This is a genomic window from Aestuariivivens sediminis, assembly GCF_022662105.1.
GTDB lineage: Bacteria > Bacteroidota > Bacteroidia > Flavobacteriales > Flavobacteriaceae > Aestuariivivens > Aestuariivivens sediminis.
In genome coordinates this window covers 724,790-737,023 of sequence record NZ_JAKMCP010000003.1, presented here as the reverse complement: position 1 = coordinate 737,023, position 12,234 = coordinate 724,790, and the positions used below count along the sequence as shown (strand labels likewise).

The window sequence follows — 12,234 nt, the reverse complement described above, 5'->3', positions numbered from 1 at the left end:
CGAGTTTGGGGTCATTGAAAATCCATAATAAAAGAAAAAGATTTCCTAACAAATCAGGCAGATCATCTTATTGTATCCTTGCTAAATAGTCAAAATGTTCTCCCTTCATCACCAATTCACAGTTCAGGTTAACGGTGTTACAAGCTATCTGTAATGTATCGAAATCGAGAAATAACCATTTCATTTCCTGTTCATTTTCACCCTTATAAGACAGATAATATTCGAGCTCACCATAATACCCCCCGTTGGTATTCAGCCAAAATCCTCCATCGTCATCTTCGTACATATATTTAATATCGGAAGAGTCAATTAAAATTTGTCCTTTCGGATTTAAAAGAGTTCTTAAATGGCTTAAATATTGAGAGACCTGAGCTATTTCCTGAAAGATTCCCGTGCCATTCATTAGCAGTAAAATGGTGTCAAACAATTCAGTTTCCTCCAGGAGGTGCTTTTCTTCAACTAATTTAACACCACGTTGTTTAGCCACTTGAATTGCTCCTTTGGAAATATCAATGGCTTTTACAACGAATCCTTTTTTCTGTAAATATAAACTATGACTTCCCGCACCGCAACCTACATCCAATACCTTACCTCGGGTGATTTGCAAGGCCTTTTTTTCAAGTTGCGGCATGCCGTTGAAATCCCGAAATAAATAGGGAAGGGGTAATATTTCGTCATCGGAAATACTGGTGGAGGTAACGATATCCGCCGTATAATTTCCATTGTGATAATCCAATAAGGCCTTTCCGAATAGGTCTTTCAAAATTAATGGTTTAGGTCATGTAACTTAGCCCATCTTAAGGACGGACCACATTTCTTTTAATAGTTTAGATTCTTCGCGTTGCTCAAAATGAAAGAGATTAAGTATTTTTACATCATGCAAGAAATCATTAAAAACCTTCCAAAGCTCGCCAAAGATAAGCATAACGAGAACAAAAAGTATTTCACTAAGCTTAAAAAGAAACCCCCCAGGAATTTGGATTATGTTATGCAGAAACTGCATGAGGCTGAATTTAAACAAACCAATTGTTTGGATTGTGCCAATTGTTGTAAAACTACCGGACCTTTATTTACTGATAAGGACATAGGACGAATTGCGAAATATTTTAAACTCCGCCCCCAGCAATTTATAGAGCAGTATTTAAGAATTGATGAGGATAAAGATTACGTATTGCAGGAAGTGCCCTGTACCTTTTTGGACGCAGATAATTATTGTTCCATTTATGACGTTAGGCCTAAGGCCTGTCGCGAGTTTCCTCATACCGATAGAAAAAAGTTTCAACAAATTTCAAATTTAACCTTAAAGAATGTGGCTATTTGTCCTGCAGCTTTTAACATTGTCGAAGCCTTGAAGAAAAGCTTGTAATAACTATTTCACTTTTAATTTGGAATTTTTTTATGGAAACACTTTTACATTACTTCGAAACCATCCCAAGACATCATCGTGTTGTTTTTATTGTTGGTGGATTATCCTTGTTTTGGATTATTGAAGGGCTTATACCCTTATTCCGGTTTAAGTACAATAAATGGCGTCATGCCATGCCGAATTTGTTTTTTAATCTTACCTTATTGTTGATCAATTTACCTCTGGCTTTTATGTTGTTAAAAACGGCCGATTGGGTTGTTATGAATAATTTTGGAATTTTAAATTGGCTTCCGGACATACCCTTATGGTTATATGTTATTTTAGGACTGGTTTTTTTGGATTTTTTTGGAGCCTATTTACCCCATTTGATAGAACATAAGGTGAGACCACTTTGGATGGTACACCTGGTGCATCATACCGATCATAAAGTTGATACCACAACAGCTAATAGACATCACCCAATAGAAAGTGTAATCCGATTTTTTTTCACCCTTCTAGGTGCCTTTATTGTTGGAACACCAATAGGATTGGTCATGTTTTATCAATCGCTGTCGGTAGTGGCCACCCAATTCACCCATGCCAACATAAAATTGTCAAAAAGGATAGACAATATATTGAGCTATGTTTTGGTTTCACCAGACATGCACAAGGTTCATCATCATTATAGATTACCTTATACGGATTCGAATTATGGAAATATCTTTTCTATATGGGATAGACTGCTAGGGACTTATATGAAATTGGATCCTCGAGATATTATATATGGTGTGGATGTGTTTCCCAATGAAAAACAAAATAGTAACATTAAGGATTTACTCATACAACCTTTTCAAAAATATCAAAAACCGACATACCATCCCAAAAAGAGTTAATATCCATTATGGATATAATAAATATTGCTTTCTCACTTTTGTAAAAGCTTCAATATCCTCTCGCCAGGTCGCCCTAATATCTTCTTCCGCTAATCCAGCTTCAATTTGCTGCTGAAGCTTATCCGTGCCAGCATGTTTTGTAAAATTTGCGGTATTAAACACCAAAGATTTGTCATTGGCATTCCAGTAAGATTTCATAATCCATTTTAGAGACATTTTGCCGCTTATTTTTTCGTTTCTGAGGTCTTCCCCATAACATAATTCATTCTTGTGTTTTGGGTTTTTTGCACCAAAATTCTCAGTTGGGGTATAGTTAAATGTGAAAGTTTCCTTGTTTAAAAATGGTGCACCATAGCATTGAAATTGATATGCTGTTCCTCGTCCAGCATTAATGTTAGTCCCTTCAAAAAGACCTAAACTAGGGTATAGTTTTATAGCTTGATCGTTAGGCAAATTAGGTGAAGGTCTAACGGGCAAACTATAAGGTGTTTGGTGGTTATAGTTTTTTACCGGAATAATGGTAATTCTACATTGGATTTCGTTTTTCAACCATTTTTCACCATTAATCATCTGGGCATATTCACCTATGGTCATGCCGTGAACTAAGGGTATGGGGTGCATTCCCAAAAAGCTTTTGTTTTTTGGGTCTAGAGTGGGCCCATCTATATAATGTCCGTTGGGGTTGGGTCTATCTAAAATTAATACAGGAATATTAGCTTCAGCACAAGCTTCCATGATATAGTGCATTGTCGAAATGTAGGTGTAAAAGCGCACACCAACATCTTGAATATCAAAAATCACAATATCTAATCCTTCTAACTGTTCTGGACTCGGCTTTTTATTGTTGCCATAAAGGGAAACAATGGGTATATTGGTTTTAACATCCACTCCATCTTTTACGACCTCACCAGCATCTGCAGTTCCTCGAAAACCGTGTTCAGGAGAAAATACTTTAATAATGTTGATATTTAATGCTAATAAGGAATCAACAATATGGACATACGTTTTTAATCCCGGAGTTGGTTCCTGGGTAAAAATAACTGAGGTTGGATTGGCCACAATTCCCACCCTTTTGGATTTTAATAGAGGCAAATAGCTCTCAGTTTGATTTGCACCCACAATAATTGGACTTTCAGTCGGGTTGTGTTTTTCCTGAGTAAAGTCTATGTTTTTTTTCTTCATTTTAGAACCACATGAAATCATTACTAAAACAAATAATAAAACTGTATTTTTGAACATATTAATAGTCATACTAAATTTTGAATTACGAATATTTCATAGCTAAACGCATTGTTGCTGGTAAAGTATATAAAAGTAGTGTTTCGGCTCCAATAATAAAAATTGGTATTGCTGCCATTACCATTGGAATTGTGGTTATGATGATTGCTATAGCCACCGGTATAGGCCTGCAACAAAAAATACGTGAAAAGGTAATAGCATTTAACGGGCACGTGACCATTGCCAATTATGACAGTAATAATTCGCAGGAAAGTATGGTGCCAATTTCAAAAAAGCAGGATTTTTATCCCAAATTCACATCGGTTGAAGGAATTAGTCATATTCAAGCCATAGCCACTAAATTAGGGGTTATCAGGACCGAAGATGATTTTGAAGGTGCTATTTTAAAAGGTGTAGGAGTAGATTATAATTGGGATTATTTTAAAGCGTTTTTAATTGAGGGACGAATACCGGATTATACTAAGGAGCGCAATGAAGACGTATTAATTTCCCAATATTTGGCAAATCGCTTAGGCTTTATATTAGGAGATCGTTTTCAGATGGTCTTTGCAAAAAAAGATCTTAACAAGCCACCAAGTATCATAACGTACAGGATTGTTGGGATTTATAATTCTGGTTTTCGAGATTTTGACGCAACTTATATAATTGGAGATATACGGCATATTCAGCGTATTAATAGGTGGGATGAGGATCAAATAGGAAGTTTTGAGGTTTTTATTGAGGATTTTGATGATTTGGAACAAATGGGCATTGAGATCTATAAAAACACACCTTCTGATCTAAATACACAAACGGTTTCCGATAAATATTTTTCCATTTTCGAATGGATTAAAATTTTTGATACGAATATCTATGGCATTATAGGCATTATGATTTTAATTGCAGGGATCAATATGATCACAGCTCTTTTGGTTTTGATTTTGGAACGTACTCAAATGATAGGTATTTTAAAAGCTTTAGGAAGTAGCAACTGGAGTATTCGAAAAGTATTTATATACAATGCATCCTATTTGATAATTTTAGGCTTAATTTGGGGAAATCTTTTTGGTTTGGGATTACTTTTTACACAAAAATATTTTAAACTGTTTCCTTTGGACCCCAGTGTATATTATGTCACGGAAGCTCCCGTTTATATAAATTTAGGGTACATCATGGCATTGAATTTTGGAACCATGATTATGTGTTTGTTGATGCTATTGGTGCCGTCATATGTCATTACAAAGATATCTCCCGTTAAGGCCATTCGGTTTGAGTAGATAAAATAAACTTCATCTGGCAGGTCCTAGAAAAAGTAAAGTTTAGCCTGTAATTTCCTTAATAAATTCTGAAATGGCACTTGTTCCATGATCTGTTAAATGTTTCACGAAGGCACTACCAATTATGGCGCCCTTAGCAAATTGAGTAGCTTGTGTAAACGTTGGATTGTTGCTAATGCCAAAGCCTACAATTTGAGGATTTTTTAAGTTTAATTCTGCAATACGCCCAAAGTAATCGGTTTGTTCCTTGCCAAATCCTGACTTGGCCCCAGTGGTACTTGCACTACTTACCATATAAATAAAACCATTTGAAATGGAATCTATGTATTTTATACGTTGGTCACTAGTTTGAGGGGTAATTAAAAACACATTGATTAACCCATATTTTTCAAATGTAGATCGATATTCCTCGTCATATACATCAATGGGCAGGTCGGGGATAATTAATCCATCTATTCCAATTTCTTGACATTTTTTACAGAATGCCTCTACGCCAAATTGTAACATGGGATTAAAATAGCCCATTATGATTAAAGGTATGGAAACCGATTTTCTAATACCGCTTAGCTGATTGAAAAGAATTTCGGTGGACATGCCATTTTTCAAAGCTTGGGTAGAGCTGTCTTGTATGATCGGACCATCAGCAAGAGGGTCACTAAATGGTAGGCCAATTTCGATTAGGTCAACACCATTGTGTTCTAAGCTTTGAATGATGGAAACGGTGTCGTTAAGCTTGGGAAAACCCGCTGTAAAGTATATGGATAGTAACTTTTTGTCTTCTTTTAATTTAGTTTGAATACGATTCATAGCGCTGCAAAATATGATTTCTATTAATGTTTGAAATGACCTTAAATTTTAAAATATTCAATATAATTTTGCAAATCCTTATCACCACGCCCTGATAAACTAACTACGACTATATCATGGGGGTTAAACGTTTTTTGTTCGAAAATGGCCAGGGCGTGCGAGCTTTCTATTGCTGGGATAATACCTTCAAGTTGGCATAATTCTAAACCTGCTTTCATGGCCTCGTCATCTGTTATGGACATAAATTCAGCGCGACCTGTTTTATATAGATGGGCATGCATTGGTCCTACACCCGGATAATCTAATCCAGCCGAAATGGAGTAAGGTTCTGTTATTTGTCCATCATTGGTCTGCATCAGCAATGTCTTACAACCATGAATAATGCCTTCTTTTCCAAGGACTGATGTAGCGGCGCTTTCACCGGAATCTATGCCTAAACCAGCTGCCTCGACGGCTATAATTTTTACCGATGCTTCGTGTAAAAAATGATAATAGAGGCCTGCGGCATTGCTACCCCCACCAATACAAGCCACCACATAATCCGGATACTCACGGTTTTCTTGATCCTTAAGTTGCCATTTTATTTCTTCCGAAATGACAGCTTGAAAGCGGGTTACCATATCTGGATAGGGGTGTGGTCCAATGGCCGACCCTATAATGTAATGGGTATTTACGGGATTATTGATCCAATCCCGTATGGCTTCATTGGTTGCATCTTTTAAGGTTTTACTTCCTGAGGTTGCAGGAATAACAGTAGCCCCTAACATTTTCATTCTCGCTACATTGGGTGCTTGTCTGGCAATATCTATTTCTCCCATATACACGATACATTCCATTCCCATTAATGCACATACGGTAGCAGTAGCAACACCATGTTGTCCTGCACCTGTTTCAGCAATAATTCGTGTTTTTCCTAAACGCTTGGCCATTAAGATTTGCCCAATGGTATTATTTATTTTGTGTGCTCCAGTATGGTTAAGATCTTCCCGTTTAAGATAAATTTTGGTATTATATTTTTTCGAAAGACGCTTAGCAAAATACAATGGCGACGGGCGACCAACGTAGTCTTTTAAGAGTTGGTTAAACGATTTCTGAAATTGGGGCTCTGCCATTACCTTTAAGTAGTTTTGACGAAGCTCTTCTACATTCGGATACAACATTTCGGGAATATATGCCCCGCCAAATTCACCATAATAACCTTTTTCGTTTACATTGTAGTTCATATTCTTGATATTATTATCATTACTTTGTTTGGCATATCATCAATCAGAAATGTGCCAATGAGACATTTATTTTTTATTGTAAAAATCTGTAATTGATTTCACTATTCATACTTCACTTCAGTTAATAATATTGTTTTTAAACTCTTTCAAGAATTCCAAATTCTTTAATCCTGGCTCAATTTCAAATTTACTATTCACATCAATGGCATAGCAATATTTGGATTCTTTTTTACTTAAAAATGACAAGACACTTGGAACTTCATTAAGTCCAATACCACCGCTTAAAAAAAACGGTTTATGAGAAGGATACTGGGTTAAAACATTCCAATTAAAGGTATAGCCATTTCCTCCGGGTAATTTACCCTTAGTGTCGAATAAATAATAATCACATACGGTTTCGTAAGGATATAAAACCTCAAAATTAAATTCATCTTTTATAGAAAACACCTTAATAATTTCAATCTGGTGGTCATCCTGGACTCGATTTAGTTGGGTATGTGTTTTTATGATTTGGCTATCTCTGTCTGCAGTAAAGGCAGTTTCTTCGGATTGACCATATAATTTTAATTGCTCACAAAAAGCAGGCGATTCATTACCATGCAATTGCACAGCCTGGAGATCATGTTTGTTAATAGTTTCAATAACAAAATCTAAATTAGGGTCTACAAAAACCCCGACTTTTTTTATTGAAGATGGAAGTTTTGGGATTTCACGATCAAAATATCTTGCCGATTTTTCGTAAAATATAAAACCAAGATAATCGGGTTGCAACGAAGCAACGTCTTCAATATTGACCTCATATTTCATGCCACAAATCTTTAGTTTCATTCTTCTTTCTTATTGTATAATGATGGGGAAAATGAACTCTCATGATGAGATTTCACAATCGCATTTGTCATCATTTTAATTTTCTAAATTATGTATAAATATTTTAGCACTATACCCCGGATCATCAGTTTTCATAAAGTTTTCTCCTATTAAAAAGCCTTGATAGCCATAGTCTTTTAATTCTTTAATAGCAGTAATGTTACTAATACCACTTTCAGAAACCTTTATAAAATCGTCCGGAATCAATTTACTTAATGCTTTACTGGTATCTAAACTTACATCGAATGTTTTTAGGTTCCTGTTGTTCACACCCAACATATCCACACTGGACAATAGGGATTTGTGCAATTCTTCTTCATTGTGTACTTCTAAAAGAACATCTAATTTTAAGCGTTTTGCAAACTCTGAAAAGGACTTTAATTCGTTCTTATTTAAAATAGCAGCAATCAGTAAAATAACATCTGCACCGTAGGCTTTTGCTTCAAGGATTTGGTATTCATCTATAATAAATTCTTTACGTAGTATAGGCAGATTAATACTGGCACGTGCATGTAGCAGGTCATCCAATGACCCTCCAAAATATTTGCCATCGGTAAGAACAGACATACCACAGACTCCGGCATTTTCATAACCTTTCGCCACTTCAAAAACGTCTAAATTATTATTGATAATTGATTTAGATGGGGAACGTCGTTTGTGTTCTGCAATAATACCAGTGTTGCTATTTTTTAGTTTGTTTGACAACGAAACCGTTGCTCTTTGAAATAAAACGGATTGCTCCAATTGTCGAGTTGGGATTAATTGCTTTCTAAGGGCAACTTCCTTGTATTTATCTGATGTTATCTTATCTAATATATTCACTTTACAATACGTCAATTACTTACTCAATTCAATCAATTTATCTAGACTGGTTTTAGCTTTTCCGGAAAGCAAAGATTGTTTAGCCAATTCAAACCCCTCTTTGTGAGTAGTTTGCATGGTTGTAGCAATGGCTAACCCCGCATTGGCACACACCACGTTGTTTTGTGCTTCCGTTCCTTTACCACTAATTACAGTAATGAATATTTTAGCAGCATCTTCAACGGTTTTACCACCAAATATCTCTTCTTGTTGGATTTCCTGGATACCCAAATCGTCTGCATTAAACATGGTTTCTGCCTGGTTTGAAATGATTTTGGCTTTACCGGTAAGGGAAATTTCATCATAACCATCCAATGCGTGTACAATACTATAATTTTTATCAGTTTGCTGATATAAATAACCATACAAACGTTGCAGTTCTAAATTAAAAACACCTACCAATTGGTTATTGGGAAATGATGGGTTTACCATGGGCCCCAACATGTTAAAAAAGGTTTTTACACCTAATTCCCTTCTAATTGGAGCAACATTTTTCATAGCTGGGTGAAATAATGGAGCATGTAATACACAAATCCCTGCTTGATCTATAGAACGCTTTAAGAAATCTTCATTATTTGAAAATTTAATACCAAGATATTCCATGACATTTGAAGATCCACAAGCTGAGGATACACCATAATTTCCATGCTTTGCAACATTAACACCGGCACCAGCAGTTACAAAGGAAGCCAACGTGGAAATGTTAAAAGTGTCTTTGCCGTCACCACCGGTACCACATAAATCAATAGCATTAAAGTTTTTTAAATCGATTGGAATGCAAAGCTCCAATAGCGCTTCTCTGAACCCTTTTAATTCCTCAATGGTAATGCTACGCATCATAAATACCGTAAGAAATGAGGCTATTTGACTTTGGTTATACATACCATTGGAAATGTTTACCAATACCTGTTTAGCTTCTTCTGTGGAGATGCTTTCATGATTTATAAGCCTATTAAGTAATTGTTTCATGATTAGTGTTTAACCCAGTTTTCTAAAATTTGCCTTCCTCCAGGTGTTAATACCGACTCTGGATGATATTGCACCCCTTTAACATCATAAGTTTTATGACGTAAAGACATAATTTGCCCATTTTCATCAAAAGAAGTGGCTTCCAAAACATCTGGTAAATCTGGATGAACTACCCATGAATGATACCGACCAACATCTATGCTTTTCGCCAATCCTCTGAATAAAATTTCATCCTCAACACAAATGTTAACTTTGGTTGCCACACCATGATACACCTCCTCTAAATTTACCAGTGATCCCCCAAATACTTCTCCAATGGCCTGCTGGCCAAGACATACTCCTAAAATACTTTTGGTTGAAGCGTAGGTTTTAATGATAGGCTTTAACAGACCGGCTTCATCTGGAATACCCGGACCAGGTGATAATACAATTTTATCAAATGGTCTTACATCCTCTAGTATTAACTTATCGTTTCTTAATACAGTGACCTCACAGTTTAAATCTTCTAAATAATGTACAAGATTATAGGTAAAACTGTCGTAATTGTCTATAACTAATACTTTTGCCATATTTAAATCTCCTCCGCTAGTTTTATGGCTTTTGTTAAAGCCCCTAATTTGTTATATACTTCTTGCAATTCATTTTCTGGTTTTGATTTTGATACTAATCCAGCTCCTGCTTGCCAATGCAGTCTGTGGTTTTTACTTAAAAAAGTACGAATCATAATGGCATGATTAAAATTGCCCTTAAAATCCATAAAGCCAATGGCGCCTCCGTAAAAAGTACGACTTGTTTTTTCATATTGCTCAATAAGTTGCATTGCTCTATGCTTTGGTGTACCACTTAAGGTGCCGGCGGGGAAAGTGTCTGCAACAACTTGCATGGTTGAGGTGTTGATGTGTTTTTTGCCAGTAACTTTACTAACCAGATGAATCACATGGGAGAAAAACTGAACCTCTCTATAGGTGTCTACAGTGACATTATTCCCATGCCTACTCAAGTCATTACGAGCGAGATCGACCAACATGACGTGCTCTGCATTTTCCTTGTCATCTTTGGTCAATTGCTGTGCTAGCTCTGCATCCTTAATGTCATTTCCGGTCCTTCTAAAGGTTCCAGCTATCGGATGTATCTCTGCTTTCCCATTGCTAACAATCAGTTGGGCTTCTGGTGAGCTACCAAAAATCTTAAAATTACCATAATCGAAATAAAAGAGATATGGTGAAGGATTTATGTTACGCAGTGCGCGATAAACATTAAATTCGTCACCTTTAAAATGTTGATTGAAACTTTTGGAAAGTACCAATTGAAAGACATCACCACGCCCACAATGTTTTTTTGCAAGTTCAACATGGTTTTTAAATTCAGCATCAGTTAGGTTGGATTCAATAGGGCCCTTAGAAGTGAAATTGTATGAGGCATAATTTTTTACTTTTATTAAATGATCTATTTCATCAATATTGTTTTCAGTGTCATAACAATGAGCAAAAATATAAGCTTCGTTTTTATAATGATTAATAGCAATAATGTTTTTGTAAACAGCGTAATACACATCCGGTATTTGCAAGGAGCCCTCTTTTTTAGCAATGTGTATATCTTCAAAATACCTTACGGCATCATAAGCTAAATAGCCAAATATACCATTGTTAATGAACTTAAATTGTTCATCTGAATTTGTTTGAAATTGCTGTGTGAACTCATGAATTACTTCGGTAACATTTGTCTGCTCATTTATTGGAATACTCGTATGATTTCCATCTGGAAAAGTTTGCGAAATAATGTCGTTTTCAACCTTTATTGAAGCTATAGGATTAAAGCAAATGTAGGAAAAGCTATTATCATTAGCATGGTAATCGCTACTTTCCAATAAAATACTATTAGGGAATTTATCTCTAATTTTTAAATAGATGCTTACAGGAGTTATCGTATCTGCAAGTATTTTTTTGTAATGTGTAAATAAATTAAAAGTTTTCATCATGCTGAATTTATTTCAGTATCTGGGTTTTATTTAATAAACGTGTTCTAAACAAATAAAAAGGCTTGTCGTGAATGACAAGCCTTATTTATATTTTTAGTTTTAAATATACTAGGTTTACTTCACGAAATTTAGTTTCGAAAACACCACCACCAAGTATTATTTAAAAAAGTATTCAACCGTTTTTGTTTTTAATGGCTCAAATATAGACATGAAAAAATAATTACACAATAATTAAAGGCGTTTTTTTATGTCCTTTAATAAAAAAACTACCACACAAGTATGGTAGTTTTTAGATCATTAGGCTTCATATGAATTTAGTTTGCTATTAACCTTATTTTGCCTAACAATCGAATTAATTTTTGAGCCTCATCATTGCTGAGTGTTTTTACAATGTTTTGCTCAGTACTATCAATCAGTATATCTATGTCATTTAGAAAATTTAACCCTTCTTTTGTAATCGTAACATCAATTTTTCGTTTATTGTTTTTGTTAATTTCCTTTTCCACATAACCTTTTGTAATAAGTTTATCAATTAACCTTGTGGTGTTGCTCATTTTATTTATCATCCGTTCTTGGATTGATGATAGCGTAGCTGGTTTTCCTTTTTGTCCTCTTAAAATTCTAAGGACGTTAAACTGCTGTATTGAAATATCGTGAGGTTTAAGAACGTCGTTTAGTTTACCATTTATAATGCCATAACTAAACAAAAGATTTACAACGACTTTTTTAGAAACGGGCAAATTAGCATTAGTTAGGATTCTTTTTTCTATGTTCATTTACCCATTGTTGTATATAC

Annotated in this window: 13 protein-coding genes; 3 read left to right on the top strand and 10 right to left on the bottom strand. The window is 35.2% G+C overall.

Annotated elements, in window-relative coordinates; translation table 11 throughout:
* Positions 1 to 67: 67 nt before the first annotated feature.
* A complete protein-coding gene (locus tag MR054_RS11360; RefSeq protein WP_242085443.1) occupies positions 68 to 763 on the bottom strand; it encodes a class I SAM-dependent methyltransferase in 696 nt (231 codons plus the stop codon).
* A 114-nt stretch (positions 764 to 877) separates the two neighbouring features.
* Here MR054_RS11360 and MR054_RS11355 point away from each other — a divergent pair, with 114 nt between their 5' ends.
* Positions 878 to 1,366 (top strand): YkgJ family cysteine cluster protein, encoded by a 489-nt coding sequence (locus tag MR054_RS11355; RefSeq protein ID WP_242158004.1) that lies wholly within the window; start codon positions 878 to 880, stop codon positions 1,364 to 1,366.
* Positions 1,367 to 1,398: 32 nt separating this feature from the next.
* Positions 1,399 to 2,238 carry a sterol desaturase family protein gene (locus MR054_RS11350; RefSeq protein ID WP_242157941.1) on the top strand — a complete coding sequence of 280 codons (840 nt, stop codon included), beginning with the start codon at positions 1,399 to 1,401 and terminating at the stop codon, positions 2,236 to 2,238.
* 6 nt (positions 2,239 to 2,244) lie between these two features.
* Here MR054_RS11350 and MR054_RS11345 read toward each other — a convergent pair whose 3' ends face one another.
* The gene (locus tag MR054_RS11345) at positions 2,245 to 3,420 is read right to left on the bottom strand and encodes an exo-beta-N-acetylmuramidase NamZ family protein (RefSeq protein WP_420868341.1); all 1,176 of its coding nucleotides are present in this window, start codon (positions 3,418 to 3,420) and stop codon (positions 2,245 to 2,247) included.
* Between the two features lie 77 nt (positions 3,421 to 3,497).
* Between MR054_RS11345 and MR054_RS11340 the strand changes: the two genes are divergently transcribed.
* A complete protein-coding gene (locus tag MR054_RS11340; protein WP_242157939.1) occupies positions 3,498 to 4,733 on the top strand; it encodes an ABC transporter permease in 1,236 nt (411 codons plus the stop codon).
* A 42-nt stretch (positions 4,734 to 4,775) separates the two neighbouring features.
* Here the strand turns inward: MR054_RS11340 and trpA are convergent, their stop codons facing one another.
* The 8 genes from trpA to MR054_RS11300 form a co-directional block, all read right to left on the bottom strand.
* Entirely contained in the window at positions 4,776 to 5,540 is a 765-nt protein-coding gene (gene trpA, locus MR054_RS11335; protein WP_242157938.1) for a tryptophan synthase subunit alpha, read from the bottom strand.
* A gap of 41 nt (positions 5,541 to 5,581) precedes the next feature.
* Entirely contained in the window at positions 5,582 to 6,763 is a 1,182-nt protein-coding gene (gene trpB, locus MR054_RS11330; protein WP_242157937.1) for a tryptophan synthase subunit beta, read from the bottom strand.
* A 117-nt stretch (positions 6,764 to 6,880) separates the two neighbouring features.
* Positions 6,881 to 7,591, bottom strand: coding sequence for a phosphoribosylanthranilate isomerase (locus MR054_RS11325; protein ID WP_242157935.1), 711 nt, complete (start codon positions 7,589 to 7,591; stop codon positions 6,881 to 6,883).
* Positions 7,592 to 7,666: 75 nt separating this feature from the next.
* Complete coding sequence (trpC, locus tag MR054_RS11320; RefSeq protein ID WP_242157933.1) at positions 7,667 to 8,452, bottom strand: indole-3-glycerol phosphate synthase TrpC; 786 nt, start codon at positions 8,450 to 8,452, stop codon at positions 7,667 to 7,669.
* Between the two features lie 15 nt (positions 8,453 to 8,467).
* Entirely contained in the window at positions 8,468 to 9,460 is a 993-nt protein-coding gene (gene trpD / locus MR054_RS11315; protein WP_242157931.1) for an anthranilate phosphoribosyltransferase, read from the bottom strand.
* Between the two features lie 2 nt (positions 9,461 to 9,462).
* A complete protein-coding gene (locus MR054_RS11310) occupies positions 9,463 to 10,029 on the bottom strand; it encodes an anthranilate synthase component II (protein WP_242085433.1) in 567 nt (188 codons plus the stop codon).
* A gap of 2 nt (positions 10,030 to 10,031) precedes the next feature.
* On the bottom strand, positions 10,032 to 11,435 hold the full coding sequence (locus tag MR054_RS11305; RefSeq protein ID WP_242158003.1) for an anthranilate synthase component I family protein: 1,404 nt from the start codon (positions 11,433 to 11,435) through the stop codon (positions 10,032 to 10,034).
* 317 nt (positions 11,436 to 11,752) lie between these two features.
* On the bottom strand, positions 11,753 to 12,214 hold the full coding sequence (locus tag MR054_RS11300) for a MarR family winged helix-turn-helix transcriptional regulator (protein ID WP_242157930.1): 462 nt from the start codon (positions 12,212 to 12,214) through the stop codon (positions 11,753 to 11,755).
* Positions 12,215 to 12,234 lie beyond the last annotated feature (20 nt).